Source organism: Lentzea sp. NPDC059081 (genome assembly GCF_042738015.1).
Taxonomy (GTDB): Bacteria; Actinomycetota; Actinomycetes; order Mycobacteriales; family Pseudonocardiaceae; genus Lentzea.
Genome location: NZ_JBHYGW010000024.1, coordinates 19,732 through 40,768 on the forward strand (window position 1 = coordinate 19,732; position 21,037 = coordinate 40,768).

Genomic DNA, 21,037 nt, shown 5'->3' on the forward strand with positions numbered 1-21,037 from the left:
ATGGCCAAGGGGAACGTCAATCCCAACCCGAACCCGGCACCGAACACCAACCCGGCGCCGAACCCGGGGTCCACGCCGGCACCCAGCACGGGTAACAGCGGCGGTCCCACCGGCAACAGCGGTTTCTCCGTCAGCGACTCCTCGATGCAGGGGTTGCAGAACAAGGCGGGCGACCTGGGGTCCCGGCTCACGGGCATCTCGGGCGGCCTGCGCGGCCTGAACTTCAGCGGCAACGCGCTCGGCCCCATCGGGCTGTTCGCGGTGCCGGCCCTGAACTCGTCTAACGACAACGCCGTCTCGCAGGCGGACAAGGGCGCCAAGGCGTTCACCGACGTCCAGGACAAGCTCAAGGCCACGCAGCAGACGTTCAACAACACCGACCAGACCCAGCAGAAGAACTTCCAGTCGTTCGACACGACGACCAACGCCAAGCCGCCGCAGGGCGCCGCGAACACGACCCTGGGCAACAACCCCCAGGGCGGTCCCAACTACCAGGGGCCGAACTCGCTCAACGGCGCGGCCAACAACACCAAGGGCAACAACGTCGCGGGCGGTCCGAACGCGACCGGTCCCAACGCCATCAACGGCGCGGGCACCAACACCAAGGGCAACAACGTCGCGGGTGGACCGAACGCGACCGGTCCCAACGCCATCAAGGGCGGGCCCGCGAGCTTCACGCCCACGGGCGGCAACGTGCCCGGCGGTCCGTCCGTCGGCGCGACCCCGAACGTCAAGGGCGGGCCTGCCAGCTTCACGCCCACCGGCGGCAACGTCCCCGGTGGCCCGTCCGTCGGCGCGACCCCCAACGTCAAGGGCGGCCCCGCCAGCTTCACCCCGACCGGCGGCACCGTTCCCGGTGGCGCCTCGGTCGGCGCGACCCCGAACGTCAAGGGCGGCCCCGCGAGCTTCACGCCCACCGGCGGCAACGTCCCCGGCGGCCCGTCCGTCGGCGCGACCCCCAACGTCAAGGGCGGCGGCGCCACGCCCGGCGGCGCCCCCAAGGCTCCCGCCGCGTTCACCCCGACCGCACCCGGCTACACCGGCCCCGGCGGCGCGACCAACCCCGGTGGTGCGGGCAAGCCCGGCGCCACGCCCGGTGGTGGCGGCGTCAAGTCGCCCGCGCCGTTCACCCCGACGGCGCCCGGTTACACCGGTCCCGCCGGCGGCGCCAACCCCGGTGGCGGCTCGACCAGGCCCGGCGGCAGCACGCCCAGCGTGAAGAGCCCGGCCGCGTTCACGCCGACCGCGCCCGGTTACAACGGGCCCGGCGCGACCAACCCCGGCGGTGCCGGCAAGCCGGGCAGCACTCCCGGCAGCACGCCCGGCGTCAAGTCCCCCGCTGCGTTCACCCCGACCGCGCCCGGCTACAACGGGCCCGGCTCGACCACGCCCGGTGGCGGCGCGAAGCCGGGCGCCACGCCCGGTGGTACCCCCGGCGGCACGTCCGGCGGTGTCGGCGGTGGTGCCAAGGCGCCCGCCGCGTTCACCCCGACGGCGCCCGGTTACAACGGCCCCACCACCCCCGGCGGCTCGGCCGGCGTGACGGCACCCGGCTCGCAGGGCACCTCGAACCCGGCGGCCGGCGGTGGCGCCCGCGGTGGCACGCCCGGCGCGTCGCCCGGCATGGCTCCCCCGATGGCGCCCGGTGGCGCACCCGGCGGTGCCGGTGGTGTCGGCGGCGAGCGCGGCGGCAACAAGTTCGGCGCGACGGCCGGCAAGGGCGTGTTCGACGCGCCCAAGGCCCCGACGCCCGACAGCACCATCACGCGGGCTCCCGGCAGCTCGCCCTCGACTCCCCCGCCGGCCCCGAAGCCGAGCATCCCGGCGCCGTTCACGCCGACCGCGCCCGGCTACAACGGGCCCGGTGCGGTCCCCGGTTCCAACCCCGGTGGCACGCCGGGCTCCACCACGCCCGGCTCGACCCCCGGCGGCCCGAAGGCGCCCGCGGCGTTCACGCCGACCGCGCCCGGCTACAACGGCCCCGGCAACCCCGGCTCGACGCCCGGTGGCACGCCCGGCTCCACCCCCGGTGGTACTTCTCCCGGTGGTGCCACGCCCGGTGGTGCCACGCCCGGTGGCGGCGCCAAGAGCCCTGCCGCGTTCACGCCCACCGCGCCCGGTTACAACGGGCCCGGCAACCCCGGCACTCCCGGCGCGCAGGGTCCGCAGACCCCCGGCCCGCAGAGCTCCGCGGTCACCTCGCCCTCGCAGAACGCCCCGCGTGGCGGTGCCACCCCCGGTCCCGTCCCGTCGTCCGCGGCCAACGCGGGCGGCATGGCGCCGCCCATGGCCCCCGGTGGCGCACCCGGCGGTGCCGGTGGCGTCGGCGGCGAGCGCGGCGGCAACAAGTTCGGCGGCTCGGTCACGGGCGCGAACAAGGGCGCGTTCGACGCGCCCAAGGCCCCCACGCCCGACAACACGATCACCAGGGCACCCGGCACGTCGTCCTCGACGCCGCCGCCGGCGCCGAAGCCGACCCCGATGACGCCGCTGCCGAACACGTCGTCGCCGAACACGCCTCCGCCGAGCACGACGTCGCCCAACGCGTCGACCGCTCCGCCCCAGACGCGCCCGGCCCCCGCGGCCCCGCCGGTCAACACGCCCGGCACCCCGGCGCCGAACACGAATACGCCACCCCCGGCCCAGACGCGCCCGGCACCGGCCGCACCGCCGGTCAACACCCCGCCGGCCAACGCGCCCGCGCCGAACACGAACACGCCGCCTCCGGCGTCTTCGCGCCCGGCACCGCCGCCCGTCAGCGCACCGCCGGTCAACACGCCGCCGGTCAACACGCCGTCGCCGAACACGCCCTCGACGAACGTCCCGCAGTCGAACGCGCCGGCCGCGAACGTCCCGCCGAGCAACACGCCGTCGCCGAACACGACGCCGGCCACCACCCCGCAGCCCAGGCAGGAGACGACGCCGTCGTCCCAGCCGCCGAGGGCGGACACGCCGCCGCCGGCACAGACGCGCCCGGCACCGGCCGCACCGCCGGTGAACACGCCGAGCCCGGCACCCGCGCCGAACCCGGCACCGGCACCGAACCCCGCGCCCGCACCGAACCCGGCACCGAACACGCAGTCGCCGAACACCAACACGCCGCCGGCCAACGCGCCGTCGGTGAACACGCCACCGGCGAACGTGCCGAGCGCGCCCCCCGTCAACACGCCGAACCCGAACACCCCGCCGGCCACCACCCCGCCGCCGAACACCGCGACGCCGCCCGCCAGCGTGCCGTCGCCGCGTCCGGAGACGAGCGTCCCGGCGGCGAACACCTCGCCGAACACGAACCCGGCCCCCGCACCGCGTCCGGAGACGAACGCGCCGTCGGCGAACACCCCGAACCCGAACCCGGCGCCGAACACGAACGTCCCGTCGGCGAACACGCCGTCGGCCAACCCCGCGGCGAACGTCCCGCCGCCCGCCCAGACGCGTCCGGCCCCGGCCGCGCCTCCGGTCAACGCGCCCGTCAACGCGCCCAGCGCCGACGTCCAGACGCGGCCGTCGCCCCCGTCGCCCACCGGCGCGGCGCCGAACCCGAACACCACGGCCACCCCGAACCCGAACACGTCGGCGAACCCGAACGCCACGCCCGACCTCGTCGTGGCGCCGGTCGTCACGCCGCCGAACCCGGCGGGGCCCAGCAACCAGGGCAACCGCGGCAACCAGAACAACAACCCGAACAACGACAGCGACACGGACTCGGCCTTCGAGGACGCCGTCGAGTTCCAGACCGAGGTCGAGCAGCGGATCGAGGGCTACAAGGCCCCCGACCCGAAGGACGACTCGGGCTACTGGCCCAACCCGGCCAAGAACAACGACCTCGACCGCATGCCGAACCCGCCGTCGGACTTCGTCGGCATCAAGGTCGACGACAACACGACGGTCGGCCTGACGCCGTACATGGCCAAGCAGTGGCTGGCGGACAACGGGATCGACCTGGGGCCGAAGCAGACCACGGTCAGCTCCCAGATCCACCCGCTGCTGTACCCGACGGGCCCGGACGCCGCCACCCGCCCGCCCAAGTCGTACGACATCGACAACGCGGCGGACTTCCACAACGACATGCGGGATGCCGCTGCCCAGCAGAACATCCACGAGCAGCAGGTCGTACTGGACGCGGTGAACGACCTCGCCACCGACATCACCAACAAGTACCCGCCGGACCAGTTCTCCTACGTCGGACTGGGCCGCAGCCCCGCGCCCGTCGTCGCCGCGCTGCAGAACCAGGGTCACGACGCGGCGTCCATCCCGCTGTCGGACTTCCGGCCGTCGCCGGCGGACCCCGACTCGATCCTCGACCCGGCCTACGCCCCGAAGCCGGGCAAGCCCAAGGTCCCGCCGATGACCCCCGAGCAGCAGGCCATGCTCGACCAGCACTTCGGGGAGTTCCTGGGCGGGCTGCCGCCCGGCAAGGACGTGGTGCTGATCGACTACACCCAGGGCGGTCTGTCCCTGGTGTCGGCGCAGGCCCAGCTGCAGCAGTACATGGCGAACAACAACCCGAACCCCAACGGGCCGCCGCCGCACGTGCAGGCGTTCGCGATCCACGAGGCGACCAACCGCAACGACATCCACGGCACCATCAACGCCATCTCCCAGACGGACACGCCCGGCCTGCCCGGCAGCTACGACTTCGACGGCACCGCGGACGCCCGCAAGGACTTCAAGAACAGCATCGACACGCACGAGATCCCCTTCCGGCACCCGCTGGGTGACGCGTTCCGCAAGGAAGCCTTCGACGACCTGTCCGAGCACGGGTCGTACAAGATCCTCAAGCAGGACCCGGAGACGTTCCAGCAGGACCGCCCGCTCAAGGACAAGACGCCGGAACCCGGTGTCACGCCGGCCTACGACGTGCTGAAGGACGCCGTCGGCGAAGGCAGGCCCCGGCCGGCGCCGAACACCACCGACAACGGCCCCGGCTCCAGGGGCGACGGACCGGACACGGACGGCGGCAGGGACGGTTCGAGGGACGGCGGTTCCCGCGACGGCGACCCGCGCGGCAGCGACCCGAGCGACGGCACGCGCGGCGCGCCTCCGGCACCGGGCAACCCCGACGCCGACAGCAGGCCGAACCCCGACACCAGGCCGGACTCCGACGTCAAGCCGGACGCCGACACCAGGCCGAACACCGACGCCGACGTCAAGCCGAACACGGACACCAACAAGTCGGCCGACACCGACGCGCCCGCGCGGAACACCCCGCCGGCGCAGAACACCCCGGCACAGAACACCCCGGCGCCGAACACCACCGCCGACAACGGCCCGGCGCCGACCAGGGACGCCCCGGCCACCCCGCCGCCGGCACCGCCCGCTCCCCCGGCACCGCCGGCTCCGAGCTCGAACACGAACCCCGACGGCACCCGCAAGGACGTGCCGAAGGTCGGCGCGCCGCCGGCCGCCACGCCGCCGACCCCGGAGTCGCACCAGGGCAAGGACGTCCGCAGCGACGAGTCGTGGCGCCACGACCCGTCGAAGACCGCCGAGTGGTCGGAGCCGAAGAACCCGGCCGACCGCAGCACGTGGGCCGACCGCCGCAACGACACGGACGTGCGCACCGTCGACGTGACGGTGCACGACGTGCGGACCGACAGCACGCCGTCGAACGTCAAGTCCTACCAGGGCCTGATCAACTACGACCTGCGCCGGATCGAGACCACGCCCGGCAACTTCGTGCAGGAGTACACCGTCAAGGTGCACCTCGACCCTGCCGCGAACGTCGACCCCGCCGTCGTGGCCCAGGTCAGGGAGAACGCCACCAACGGCGTCAACAACCTGATCAACCAGGGTTTCCGGCTGCCCAGCGGTGACCAGTTCCACCTGAACCTCGAGTTCACGGACAACAAGGCCGACGCGCACACCAGCGTCAAGGTCGACCCGAACAACCCGAACGCCGACCAGACGCACTGGAACGGCGACGCGAGCCCCGAGGTGCTAGCCCACGAGACGCTGCACTACCTGGGCATCCCGGACGAGTACAAGGACTCGAGCCGCGTCCTGCAGCAGTACGACACCAACTCGGGCGTGCACCAGAACGACGGCGGCATCATGGGCGCCGACGTCCACCTGCCGGACCCCGGCATCCTCCCGCGCCACCTGTGGCGGATCGAGGACACCGCGAACAACCAGGTCATGGTGCCCGACACCACGATCAACCCGGCCGGTCCCGCCACCGTGCCGCCGCCGGCCGACTGGACTCCCAAGCCCGCGGACGGCACCCCGGCACCGGCGAACCCGGACACCCACACCGGTCCGAAGGACCTCGGTCCGGACGTGCAGACGAGGCCGACGGACACGCCGGGTCTTCCCGGCAGCTACGACTTCGACTCCGACACGAACTCGGACGCCGACGTCGACATCCGTCCCAACCAGCCGCACCAGCCGAACCTGGACAAGGTCGGCCTGGTCGAGTCGGTGCTGCGCAGCGCGGCGTTCCAGGGCGTCCAGGTCCCGAACTCGTCGCCGCTGGTGAGCAACACCGACGTCAAGTCCACTGTGGACGCGGTCGTCAACGACGTCCGGCAGAACCCGCAGAACCACAACCACCCCGGGCTGAACCCGCCCGCGCTGTCGAACTTCGTGGCGAACACGGTCAGCCCCGACACGCTGGCGAAGTTCCACCCGGACCTCAACCCGAACCTGCCCGACGCCCAGGCGAACGTCGACCAGTGGCGGGCGAACCTCGCCGCGGATCTCGCGAACGGGACGCCGAAGCGCTGGGACGTCGTCAACGCCGGTCCGAAGGCCGACGGCGTGACGCCGGGCGACGTGGACATGATCAACCACGTCACGCAGGAGGTGAAGACGAACGGCGCGCTGCCGTCGTCCGCCGACCTCGTCGCGCACGGCCTGGAGACGCCGTCGTGGGCCGACTCCCACGTCGGCTCGCACTTCCCCGACTCGATCGGGCAGGCCCTCGACGTGCAGGTGGTCGTCGACAACGACGGCGTGCAGACCGTGCACGGCCCGGACGGCGCGACGCAGGTGCAGGTCAGCAACCAGAACGGCACGTTCAACTCCCTCGGTGCCCCGTCGCCGCAGGAGCTGCGGGCCGGCCTGGAAGCCTCGCTCTCGACCAAGTCCTCCTCGGAGATCGCCCAGACCATCGCCGACCTGGGCAAGGGCAAGCAGAACGAGGCCCTGCTCAACGCGGCCCAGGACGCGCAGCTGATCAAGCGCGCGTCCGAGCACCCCGGCGGTCCGCGCGGGTTCCAGAAGGACCTGCTGGACCGGCAGGCGCAGCTCCAGAGCCGGATCGACGACTCGAAGTCCAAGCTGTCCCTGACGCCGGGACCGTTGCAGTCGAACCAGGTCCGCCAGGACCAGGCGCAGATCAAGCAGGACATCGCGCGGGACACCGATCTGAAGAACAACGTCGACAAGCAGCTCAAGACGATCCAGGACAACGCCACCAGGGTGAACCTGACCAACGTCGTCGACAACATCGTCGGTGCCCCGAAGCTGGACAAGCTCGCCGACCTCAAGCAGCCCGCCCTCGACCAGCTCAACACGCACCTGACGCAGGAGATCGCGGCCGCGGAGAACGCCGGGTTCGACGCCTCGAAGCTGAAGGAACTGCAGCAGCGGGTGCAGAACGAGCCGGCTGTGAGCGCGGCGATGAACAAGATCTCCAAGCACGGCGTCGAAGGCCTGGCGGCCGACGTGGAGAGCGCCAAGCAGTCCTTGGAGGACTTCCGCGGCAACCGCGACCTCTACACGGGCATCGACGGCTTCATGAACCGCTTCTTCAACAGCGAGTTCGACAGCAGCGTCGACATCGACGCGGAGATCGCCAACGCCGACGCGGTGGTGAAGACCAACGAGCAGCAGCTCGCGTTCGCGAACGACCCCGCGTACAGCAACCGGGTCGCGAAGGCCGAGAAGATCCACGGCATGAACCAGCTGCTGGACCGGGTCGACGCGCGGAACAAGGCCGACATGGCCGCGAACGCCGAGCGCGTCGCCCAGGAGAGGGCGGCCGCGGAGGCCCGCGCGGAGCAGGCGCGGCAGGAGAGCTCCTCGTTCAAGGCCTCGCTGTTCGGCAAGTCCTCCGCCGAGCTCGACGCACTGCGCGCCGAGAACGCCGGCAACCCGAGCCGCACCAACGACATCGACCAGATGGCCAGCAACCTGGCGGCGGTGCAGAAGCCGGGCGGCATCGAGCAGCACGCGCAGGACCTGCAGAACGAGATCAGGGACACGCGCGACCAGATCAACAACCTGAAGAACATCACCGATGCGGGACCGGCCGCGTCGAAGACCGAGCTGACGCCCACCAGCCAGGCGCAACGCGACCTGGACCAGCGGATCCTCGAACTGCGCGACACCGAGCTCAACATCGAGCTCGACAACCTGACGTTCAACCGCAACGACGCGCTCACCACGCACGCGCTGACGCTGCCCGCCGACCCCAACTCCCCCGCGTGGCAGTCGATGCCCGCGCAGGACGTGGCGGACATCGACAACCACGTGCAGGGGCTGATCAACGACGCGCGGGCCACCGGCCAGCCGACCCCGGAGCTCGACCGGCTCGCCGACACGATCAAGGACGTCCGCAACGGCGACCAGGCTCCCGCCGTCGACCAGAACGCACCCGCGGCCCAGCCCGCACCGGCACCCGCCCCGCGGGACATGCCGTTCATGCAGGACCCGGCGTCGCGGCCGCCGATCGCGGACGTCGACCTGAGCGTGCCCGGCGGCTTCGACCCCGTGCACACGGGCTCGCCGGTGCCCTCGTTCCAGTCGTCGCTGTACGGCCTCGACACCCCGGCGTTGCAGGAGATGGCCGCCAACCCGCAGTACGCGAACAACCCCGAGCGCGCGGCCGCGATCCAGAACGCGATCGACATCTCGCGCACCGCCGCGCCGCCCTTCGCCTACGACGCGCGGTCGCAGTCCGTCCAGACGAGGCTCGACGACGCCAGGGCGGACCTGAACAGGTGGCACGCCGCCGACCTGATGCCGAACATGTTCAAGACCCAGGCGACGCTGGACGACCAGGCGGCCCGCCAGCAGACGGCCGAGGCCAACATCCAGCGGTACGAGAACCGCCTCGACCAGCTCGCGAACAACCGGGACGCGGCGCTCACGGCGTACGCGTTCCAGCAGCCGGCCGACCCGAACTCGTTCGGGTGGCGGCAGTTCAGCGATGCCGACATCGCGAACGTCCAGACCCACCTCGACCAGCAGATCCAGAACGGGCAGGCGGGCGGGGTCGACACCAGCCACCTCCAGAACCTCCGCGACTTCACCCAGGACGTCCAGCAGGCACGGCAGGACGGGACCGCGAGCGTCGACACGCGCCCCGCGCCGGCCACGCCCGACGCGGACACGCGTCCGGCGCCCCAGGCGGACACGCAGACCCGCTCGGCGCCCGACGCCGACACGCGTCCGGCTCCTCCGCCCGGCTCGACGGCCCAGCCCGCGCAGTCGCCGGCGCCGAACCCGGACAGGACCGGCCTGGTCGAGTCCGTGCTGCGCGGTGCCGCGTTCCAGCACGTCTCGGTGCCGGGCGCCGGACCGCTGGCAGGCAACAGCGATGTGCAGTCCACTGTGGACGCCGTTGTCGCGGACGTCCGGCAGAACCCGCAGAACCACAACCACCCCGGGCTGAACCCGCCCGCGCTGTCGGACTTCGTCGCGAGCCAGGTCGACCCCGACACGCTCGCGAAGTACCACCCGGACCTCAACCCGAACCTGCCCGACACCCGGGCGAACATCGACCAGTGGCGGGCGAACCTCTCGAACGACCTCGCCAACGGGTCGTCGAAGCGCTGGGACGTCGTCAACGCGGGTCTCGACACCGACGGCATGAAGCCCGGTGACGTGGACATGATCAACCACGTCACGCAGGAGGTGAAGACGAACGGCGCGCTGCCGTCGTCCGCCGACCTCGTCGCCCACGGTCTGCAGACGCCGTCGTGGGCCGACTCCCACGTCGGCTCGCACTTCCCCGACTCGATCGGGCAGGCCCTCGACGTGCAGGTCGTCGTCGACAACGACGGCGTGCAGACCGTGCACGGCCCGGACGGCGCGACGCAGGTGCAGGTCACTTCGCAGAACGGCACGTTCAACCCCGGCGGCGCCCCGTCGCCGCAGCAGCTGCGGGCCGGCCTGGAAGCCTCGCTCTCGACCAAATCCTCCGCGGAGATCGCCCAGACCATCGCCGACCTGAACAACGGTCCGCAGAACAAGACCCTGCTCGACGCGGCCCAGCAGGCGCTCATGGTCAAGCGCGGGGCCGAGCACCCCGGCGGCCCGCAGGGGCTCCTCAAGGACCTGCTGGACCAGCGGGCGGACCTCCAGACCAAGATCAACGAGTCGAAGGCCAAGACGACGTGGACGCCGAGCGCGTTCCAGTCGAACAAGGCCCGCCAGAACCAGGCCCAGATCAAGCAGGACATCGCGCAGAACACCGATGCCCTCGCCGACGTCAACAGCCAGATCGACACGCTGCGGAACTCGGGTCCCAGGGCCGGCATGACCCATGCCCTCGACAACTTCGTGGCGGGCCCGAACGCGGACGGGCTCGCGAGGGTCGGGCCGCAGGCGCGCGCACAGCTCGACGCGCACCTGACCCAGGAGATCGCGGCGGCGGAGAACGCCGGCTTCGACGCCACGGAGCTGAAGGCGCTGCACGAGCGGGTCAAGAACGAGGCGGACGCGCGTGCCGCGATCGCCCAGGTCTCCCGGCACGGCGTGGCCGGGCTGACCGCCCAGGTCGACAAGGCCAACCAGATCCTGGACGACTTCAAGAACGGCAAGGCCGACAACACCGGCGTCCGCGGCTTCGTCAACCGCATGCTCGGCTACGAGGACCACAGCAACTTCGACTTCGACGGGAAGATCGCCGAGGCCGAGGCGCTGGTCAAGCAGTCGGAGCACCAGCTGTCGTTCGCGACCAACCCCGAGTACGCGAACCGCATCAAGCAGGTTGCCGACCTGCACGCCCACCTGCAGAAGATCGAGCAGAACAAGCAGAACGCCGAGGCGTCCAGGGCACGTCAGGCAGAGCTGCTGGCCAAGATCGAGGAGGCGCGGCAGGTCCGCGAGGGCCTGGCAGCCAAGATCGCCGCCAGGGACGCCATGTGGGCGCAGCCGAGCCCCGACGTGCAGTCCGACGTGCAGTCCGACGTCGACTCCCAGTCCGACGTCGATGCGCAGTCCGATGTGGACTCCGAGGTGGACGCGCGCGAGATCAGCCCGTACGAGGCGCACGCCGCCTTCAAGGCGTCGCTGTTCGGCAAGTCCGCCGCCGAGCTCGACGCGCTGGCCGACCAGAACATGGACAGCCAGGACCGCCTGGCCGAGATCGCCCAGATGGCCCGCAACCAGGAGATCGCCGGCAAGAACGGAGGCATCGAGCAGCACCTGCGGGACCTCCAGGCCGAGATCAAGCAGACCAACACCCAGGTGGGCAACCTGAAGCACGTCACCGACGCGCTGCCGGACGCCTGGAAGACCGAGCTGATGCGCACCGACCAGGCCGCGCGCCAGGCGGAGCAGCGGATGCTCACGCGGCAGGCGGACCAGCTCACGCAGGAGCTGCGCCGGCTGCAGTACGACCGCAACGACGCGCTCACCGCGTACGCGCTGACCCTGCCACCGAACCAGGACGCCCCCGGCTGGCAGTCGGTGTCGCCGCAGGACATCGTCGACCTCGAGACGCACGTCGAGACCCTCGTCAACGACGCGCGCGTCGGCGGCCGGCCGACGCCGGACCTCGACCGCCTGCTCGACACGGTCAGGGACATCCGCAGCGGCGACCAGGGCAAGGTCCCGGCGAACGACTCGGCGTCGGTCCAGCAGGACGGCGACGTCCGGGACAACGCCCCGGCGAGCCCGAGCGTCGAGACCCCGCCCGCGGAGGTCGCGCAGAACCAGCCCTCCCCCGGCCGCTCCTTCGAGGCGTCGCTGTACGGCCTCGACGTCGCGACGCTGGAGGGGATGCAGACCAACCCCGAGCACTCCGCGAACCCGGACCAGCTGTCGGCGCTGCAGAACATGACCGACGTGGCGCGCAGCGCGGGCACGCCCAGGGTCTACGACATGCGGACGCAGTTCGCCCAGGCGAGCCTCGCCAAGGCGCAGGCGGACCTCAAGCTGATGGACGAGGCCAACTTCGTCCCGGACGCGTTCAAGCCGCAGCAGACGATCACCGAGCAGGTCGCCGCGCGCCAGCAGGCCCAGCGCGAGATCCAGCGGGCCCAGAGCCGGGTCGACCAGCTCACCGCCAACCGCGACGCGTCGATCACCGCGCACGCCCTCGGCCTGCCCGCCGACGTCAACGCGCCCGCGTGGAACGTCTACGGCGACGCCGACATCGCCCGTGTGCAGAGCCACGTCGACCAGCAGATCCAGGACGCGCGGGCGGGCGGGCACGACACCAGCCGTCTCGAGTCGTTCCGCGACTTCACCCAGGAGCTGCAGAACTCGCGGCAGACCGCGGACGCGGACGTGGACTCGCGCCCGGCACCGCCGAAGCCCGACGCGGACACGCGTCCCGCGCCGCCCGCACCCGGCACGGACACGCAGCCGCGGTCCACGCCCGACGCGGACACGCAGCCGCGGTCCGCACCCGAGGCGGACGCGCAGACCCGTCCCGCCCCGCCGAAGCCGACGCCCAACCCGGTCATCCCGATGACCACGCTGGCGCCGCAGCCGGTCGGCCAGGTCCCGGACACGAACCTGCCGAGCTTCTTCCAGGACAACAAGGCGCTCGGCTCGATCGTGCCGACCGACGTGCGCGGCGCGGACGCGGTCGTGGGCGAGATCAAGGGCCTCAAGCCCGACGACCAGGCCCGCATCAAGGACGCGATCGAGAACGACTTCGAGACGTTCCTCGACGGTGGCCGCAACTTCCAGGTGAAGATCGGCAACGCCTGGTTCGAGGCGAACATCCGCGCGGAGATGCACGCGGACGCGAACACCAAGGTGACCGACGCGGCCGACACCAAGGTCGACGTCAACTACCAGGCGGCCGCGGCGTCCACGACGACCAACACCGTCGCCACGTCCAACGACGTCGGCGGTTCGGCCACGGCCGGTGTCGCGATGGGCCCGTACGGCTCGCTGGGCGGCAAGGCCGCGCTGGCGACGCCCGCGGTGTCGCAGGCGTCCAACACGAGCATCACCGAACAGCGCGCGATCAAGTCGGGCGAGGGCTCGAAGAAGGTCACCGTGCCGGTCTCGTACGAGATCACGCTGACCGACGCGAGCGGCAACCCGAAGCAGTTCTCCACGCTCAGCACCGGTCCGGACGTCACGCTGCAGATCCCCGCGGACCTCAGCACGATGGTCGACTCCGGCAAGTCCTCCGCCGCCGTCACGCCGCCCGACGCGAACTGGGGCGTGAAGGCCGAGAACGTCGTGCCGGAAGCCGTGTCCGTCAAGGACTCCGGCAAGCTGTTCAACGACGTCGCGGAGAACCTGCACCCGTCGATCACCAAGGTCGGCTCGCCGGGTCGTGAGGCGCTGCAGAACTTCCTGTCGCCGACCTCGATCCGCAACAACCTGCCCGCGATGCTCGGCGGCTTCGTGACGTCGCCCGACCTGATCAGCCCGCACGCCAGCAAGGGCGCCGCGGTGCAGATGAAGGCGACGCTCAAGGACGCGAAGCTCGTCGGCACGCACGCCGACGCGGCGCTGGACCTCAAGGACACCTCCGCCTGGGGCAGCAGTGTGTCCGCGTCCACCAAGTCCGGTGGCGACGTGACCGCCGGGTTCGGCGGCAACATCGGCGTCCCCGGCCAGGCCGGCGGCACGCTCGGCGCCACCGTGAACTACTCCGCGAAGGTCGCGGAGGGCGTGAACGCGGGCTCGAGCTCCAACCACAAGTCCGGCATCGGCGTGAAGGGCGAGACCGGTCTCTACGAGGTCACCGCCGAGGTCGAGGTCCAGGGTCCCGCGGGCAAGCCCGTGAAGATGGAGATCACGACCCACGTGCGCATGGGCCTGAACGAGGCCGGCGCCGTGGGGCTGCCGACTCCGGACGGCACCCGCAACTCGACGACGGACCCGGACACGGCCGGCACCAAGTTCCTGCCGCCCTACGTGGCCGACACGCTGGCCGCCGGCAACGCCAAGGTCGGCGAGTTCGCGCCGTCCACCCAGGTGCAGAGCCAGGTCGAGTCGAAGCTCAAGGAGATCCCCGGCTTCGGCAAGTTCCTGCCCCAGTGGAACAACCCGGACGCGAACCCGCGCTCCAGCAAGGGCCAGGGCTACGCCGACGTGGCTGAGCAGCTCGCGAACCAGCGCAAGCTGACCGCGAACCTCTCCCCCGCCGCGCTGAAGGCGAACATGGACAGCCTGCTCGGTCCGGGTGTCCAGGTGCAGCTGAAGAACTCCGGCAAGACGACGAACACCTACGTGAACGTCACGGTCAAGGCGAAGCTGACCAACCCGAAGCACCTCGGCCAGGCCGACAAGCACGCGGTCAGCGACTCCACCACGACCGGTCCGAAGCTCGACGCCAGCACCAGCACCACCAAGGGCTGGACCGGCGGCATCAGCGGCAGGGCGAACATCCCGGTGAAGACCGGCGTCGCCTCGCTCACCCCGATGCCGCAGGCCGGTGTGTCCTACAGCCACTCGTGGACGGACAAGACCTCGGCCGGACCGGCCGTGTCGGCCACGTCGTCGAACCCCGGCAGCGCGGACGCCCAGGTCTTCCAGGGCGACGTGGAGTTCGAGGTCGAGATCACGACGTTCACGCGGCCCCGCACGTGGGTCCGCACGGTCGTGCCCGGCGCTCCCGGCCAGCAGGCGCCGGACGTCAAGACCGTCGCCAAGACCGGTGCCGGACTCGACAAGATCGACGGCAAGGTCAACCTGTGGGTGTCGGACGGCTCGACGCTCAAGAACGACCCCGGTGACGGCTTCAAGCCCGGTGACCCGCAGTCGACGAAGCTCGACGACTCCCCGACCGTCAAGGACCTGCTGAACCCGAAGGAAGCCCGGCCGAAGTCGCCGGAGTTCCTGAACGTGGAGGCCGTCGCCAACACGACGGAGCTGCGGGACCAGGCGATCGACGCGCTCAACCGCGCGGCCAAGGGCGACTCGGCGCTCACCACGCCGGGTACCGCGTCGCGCGCCCAGATCGACAGGATGTTCGCCCCGGAGAACATCAAGGCGAACCTGCAGCGGCTCATCGAGACCGGCGTGCAGGAGCAGGGCCTCAAGTACGACCGCCGCGTCACCGACCGCTCCGGCGCGATCGGCATGTCGGTGAAGCTGGGCGAGGCGAAGCTGGTGTCCATCTCGGACACCACCGGCTCCGACAACTCGGTCAGCGGTGGCTACAAGGCCGGTGAGTCGTCCACGACGAGCCGGTCGGTCGACCTGACCGCGGGCATCAACATCCCGGTGCGCCCCAACGTCACCCCGCCGCCCGCAGGCCAGCCGTCGAACCCCAGCGGGTCCGGCGGTGCCGCGGTCACCGGCAAGGTGACGCCGTGGTCGGACACCAAGACCGAGTCGAACGAGATCTCCGGCAACGTCGACCGCGGCCGGACGACGCCGGGTGACGCCCGGACCGTGCTGGTCCAGGTCGACGCGGAGTTCACGATCGTCGGCGAGAGCCGCGCGGGGAACTTCGTGCACGGCGGCACGCCGAACGCCGAGGGCGTCACGGTGTCCATGCCGAAGTCGGTGTTCGTGCGCGTGTCGGAGGACGTCGCCCGCGAGATGGGCGTGCTGCCCAAGGTCGAGTCGAGCGTTCCCAAGCCGAACTTCCCGCAGATGGCGCCGCCGTCGACGGTGGCCCCGAACGAGCCAGGCGCGCTGGGTCTGTCCAACGTGCAGAAGGTCCCGGACCTCTCGGCGGCGGTCAACGACCTCACGTCGCAGCTGTCCACGAACACCAAGAAGTTCGGCAGCGGCTCGCTGATCCCGGACTCGGTGCTCAAGGACTCGATGAGCAACCTGCAGCGCATCGTCGACCTGAACTCGCCGTCGAGCGTCAAGGCGATGATCGACAGCGCCCTGGACGGCGGCGTGCCGCTGCTGGTGCACCAGCCCGGCACGTTCGGCAAGGACTCGTACCAGGTCACGTTGCGGGCCAAGGCGGGCGAGCCGAAGTTCGACCAGGTCGTCAACGACGGCGTCGACATGTCGCACAACGACGGCGGTTCCCGCAAGACGAGCGACGGCAAGGGCCGCGGCACCGGCTGGGGCCTCGGCCTGCGGGCACCGGGCCTGGCCTCGCCGGGCAGCGCGAACCCGAACACCTCCGGCACCGCGGGTGTCGCGGCGGGCGCGAACATCGGCTCCAGCCAGAGCAGCTCGGTGACGAACTCGGCCACCGAGGCGTTCAGCCACACCCGCACCGCGAGCGGACCGGCGGCGCAGTACAGCGTGCCGATCGAGTTCGAGCTCGTGGTCGAGAAGGGCGACAAGGAGGTCGCGAAGGCGACCAGCGTCGAGCAGGACATGGTCGTCCGCACGCACGCGGACAACCAGAAGATCTCCCAGCCGACCACCGGTCACGGGACCCCGCAGCCGTACATGTCGGCGGCGAGCAAGCGCGGCAGCGAGTTCGGCACGCCGGAGGCGGCGTTCGCCTTCCAGCAGGACACCCGCGCCACGCAGCTGCCGACGACCGCGTCGGTGGAGAACCTGCGCGGTGCCAACGACCTGCGGAACGCGGCCGTGCAGGCGATGACGGAGGCGGGCGCGGGCAAGGGCCTCACCGGCAAGGGAACGGGCTCGCTCAACAGCCTGCTCTCCACGCTGAGCCCGGAGAACCTGCAGCCGCACCTGCCGTCGATGCTCTCCGGCCCGCTCGACGTGCCGGGGCTCAAGGAAGCGGCGCTGACGTTCGGGCAGGACGCCGACGTCAAGGTCTACGCGAAGCTGGTGAACCCGCAGCTGGGGTCGCTCAGCGACAGCGTGAAGATCGAGACCCCGCTGACGACGAAGACCACCGACACCTCCAGCGAGGGCAAGGTCTCCGACACCTCCGACGTGTCGGTGGGCCTCGCCCAGGGCAGCGCGGCGGTCAAGCAGGGCGACCCGAAGGACACCGTCAACTTCGGCACCGGCGGTGTCGAGCTGCGGCACGCGAACGAGGAGTCGTCCGCGGTCTCCGGCGGCCCGGCGCAGGCCCAGGGCGGCAACGTCAAGCCCAAGGACGCGCCGCGCACCGGTCTCGTGCAGTTCGACGTCGAGTACCGGGTGGTCGCGACCATCGGTGGCAAGACCGGCGTCGTCGACCTGACGGTGCCCGGCTCGGCCGGCGTGCGCATGCCCGCCTCCGACGTCGAGACGATGCTGAACCAGAACTTCAGCGACTCGTTGAAGGACGCCCAGACCGAGGTCAAGAAGACGGCCGACGACTGGCGCGAGGCCGAGAAGAAGGTCGACGAGGCCCGGCACGCGGCCCAGGACACGATCAACGAGTCCGCCGCCGTGCTGGCGAAGACCGACCAGCCGCTGGGTGACGCCGCCACGAAGCTCAACACGGCCATCGACACGCACCTGAACGCCGAGACCGATCTCCAGGCGAAGCAGACCGCGTTCGACACCGCCGTGGCGGACGTGGAGCAGAGCCGCGCGAAGATCCAGGACCTGACCCCGCAGATCGCGTCGCTCAACCAGGACGCGCTCACGGCGCAGAACAAGCTGGACGACGCGCAGATCAACGGCGCGCCGAAGCCGGAGCTGGACCGGCTCGCGCAGGAGGCCGACACGGCCCGCACCGCGCTGACCGACGCCCAGCAGCGGCTCGCGGACGCCCAGACGGACCTCGACACGCAGCGCCAGGCCGCGATCGACGCCCGTGCGGAGCTCCAGGCCCAGCAGCAGGTCGTCGCCGACGCCGACGCCGCCCGTGCCGACGCCGAGGACGCCCACCAGAAGCTCTCGGACGAGCGGGCCGCGGCCGAGCAGAAGATCAAGGACGCGGAGACCAAGCTCGACGACGCCCGCCGCACCGCCGACGCGGAGCAGAAGAAGTGGTGGGACGCCAAGGCGACCGTGGACAACGAGGTCGACGCGTACAACTCGTCGCCGCCTCCGGTGCCGCCGAAGCCGACGCCTCCGCCCGCGCCGACGCCGCCGCCCGCCGACACGACCACGAACACCACGGCGGACACCGACGGCAAGCCGCTGCCGCCCGCCCCGGCCGAGACCACGCCGCAGCCGTCCGGCACCACGCCGGACGCGAACCAGAAGCCGCTGCCCCCGCTTCCCTCCGAGTCTTCGGTGGCGGAGAGCAGCCGCGGCGGTGCGGAGCCCAGCTCGTCCCGGTCGGGCCCGAGCACGACCACGCCGCCCGCGCCGACCCGTCCGGCTCCCGCGGCGCCGCCCGCCGGCACCACGACGCCGGACCACCTGGGCGTGGAGGTCCCGAAGGTGGCGGACACGTTCGTCGAGGACCTCTTCGACGAACTGGACGCGAAGGTCGAGACGGCGCCGCGCCCGCAGCAGCTGCTCGACGGCGAGTGGACGTCGCCGCAGGACGCCAGTGGTCCGCTGACGCCGCAACGGCTGCAGGACGAGTTCGGCATGCCGCGGCTCAACCAGGCGCGGTTCCAGAACCTCGCGGACCGGTTCAACCTCGTCTACGACGTGCGGCCGACCAACGCGGACTCCGTGCGGTGGCTGGAGCAGGGCGCCGTCCCGAAGCCGAAGGACATCAAGGCCAAGACGATCAGCCCCCTCGACGTCCACCTGGGCGCGGACCCGAACACGATCGGGCTCGTGGGCTTCTTCGAGCCGCAGCAGCCGGACTACGACTCGCTGCCGCCGGAGATCCGCGACAGCGTGCGGCAGCGCTTCGAGAACCGCACGCGGGAGTTCGCCGAGCTGGGCCCCGAGATGGCGGACCTGGAGGCGCAGGGCCGGTACCGCGTCGAGAACGGCATCGTGCAGGCCAACAAGTCCGGCGACTTCACGCAGATCACCGGTGACCACGACGTCTACGACATCCGTCGTCCCGACGACGGCAGCTCGCTGAGCGTGGAGCAGAACGGGGATTACGACCTCAACGTGTGGCTGCTGACCCAGCGGAACATGGGCGTGCAGCACGGCGCCCACATGTACTGGGAGCCGCAGGGCGCGTTCCAGGAGAAGATCTTCAACGACATCGTGTCGCGCCACCAGCAGACGGCGCCGAACGCGGAGCCGTTGATCCGGTTCAGTCCCGGACAGCCGCCGACGCTGGTCTTCGCCGACCCGCCGCCCGCGAGCACGGACCAGGACGCGTCCCGGCCCGCTCCCCCGGCCACCGACGCGCCGCCGAAGAAGGTCACGAGTGGCGGCGCCCCGCCCGCGATGACGCCTCCGACCCCGGAGTCGCACCAGGGCAAGGACGTCATCACCGACGAGTCGTGGCGCCACGACCCCGCGAAGACCGCGGACTGGTTCGCCCCGGAGAAGCCGGCCGGCCGCGACACGTGGGCCGACCGCCGCAACGACAAGGACGTCCGCACGGTCGACGTGACGGTGCACGACGTCCGCACGGACAGCACGCCGCGCAACATCAGGTCCTACCAGGGCCTGATCAACTACGACCTGCGGCGCATCGAGACGAGCCCCGGCAAGTTCGTGCAGGAGTACACCGTCAAGGTGCACGTCGACCCTGCCGCGAACGCCTCGCCCGAGCTGGTCGCGCAGGTCAAGGAGAACGCCCGCAACGGCGTGAACTCGTTGCTGAACCAGGGTTTCCGGCTCCCGAGCGGTGACCAGTTCCACCTCAACCTCGAGTTCACCGACAACGCGGCGGACGCCCACACCACCGTCAAGGTCGACCCGGACCGCAAGGGCGTCGACCAGACGCACTGGAACGGCGACGCCTCCCCCGAGGTCCTCGCCCACGAGACGCTGCACTACCTGGGCGTCCCGGACGAGTACAGCGACAGCTCGCGGGTGTTCCAGCAGCACGACACGAACTCCGGCGTGCACAAGAACGACGGCGGCATGATGGGCTCCGACGTCCACCTGAAGGACCCCGGCGTGCGGCCGCGGCACCTGTGGCTCGTCGAGCGCACCGCCAACAGCCAGGTGATGGTGCCGGACACGAGGCTGGAGCCCGCGGGCCCGGCGACCGTCCCGCCGCCGCCCGGCTGGACCCCGCCTGCCGACACCACGCCGGCCCCGGCCACCGACACCACGACCGACACGGCCTCACCCGAGACCACCTCACCCGGGACCACGTCGCCCACCGACACGTCGACGTCCGCCCAGCGCGACTCGGCGTCGCCGGAACCCGAGGTCCAGACCCGCCCGAACCCCACGCCGAACCCGGTCATCCCGATGACCGCGCTGGGGGCCCCGGCGGTCGGCCAGGTCATGCCGGGCACGCAGACGTTGCCGGACTTCTTCCAGGGCAACAAGGCGCTCGGCTCCATCGCCCCCACCGAGGTGCGCGGCGCCGAGAACGTCACGGCGGGTATCCCGAACCTCAAGCCCGCCGACGCGAACCGCATCCAGCAGGCGATCAACGGCGACTTCGAGTCGTTCCTGGACAAGGGCCGCAACTTCCAGGTCAAGATCGGCAACAACTGGTACGAGGCGAACGTCCGCGCGACCATGCACGCGCAGACGACCACGGCCCCCGTCGCCGCGCCGACCACCAAGACCGACATGGTGGCGCAGTCGGGGAACTCGTCCGCGACGACGCACACCGTCGCCACGGCCAACGACATCGGCGGTGCGGTCGCGGCCAGCCAGGGCTTCGGCCCGTACGGCTCGCTCGGCGGCAAGTCGCAGCTCGCCACTCCGGCGCAGTCGCAGAACATGTCGTCGTCGCTCACCGACCAGCGCGCGATCCGGGCGGGTGAGGGCACGACCGAGGCCACGGTCGGGGTGACCTACGAGATCACCCTCGCCGACGCCAGCGGTGGCATCCGCAACCTGCCCGACGTCAGCACGGGCACGTCCGTCACGCTGAACATCCCGAACGACCTGGCGACGATCGCGAGCTCCCCCAACGCGAAGACCATCCACTCGGCCCCGATCAAGAACTGGGGCGCGAAGGTCGAGCACCCCGCGCCCGAGGTCGTGACGGTCGAGAACCAGGCGAAGGCGTTCGCCG

General features: G+C 71.4%; 1 protein-coding gene (cut by a window edge). It reads left to right on the forward strand.

The window, feature by feature from the left end:
- On the forward strand, positions 1–21,037 hold the 5' portion of the coding sequence (locus ACFWV3_RS35620; protein ID WP_382418020.1) for a hypothetical protein. Its footprint extends 6,245 nt past the window's final position; the window shows 21,037 of its 27,282 coding nt (coding positions 1–21,037); its start codon is at positions 1–3; its stop codon lies beyond the right edge, outside the window.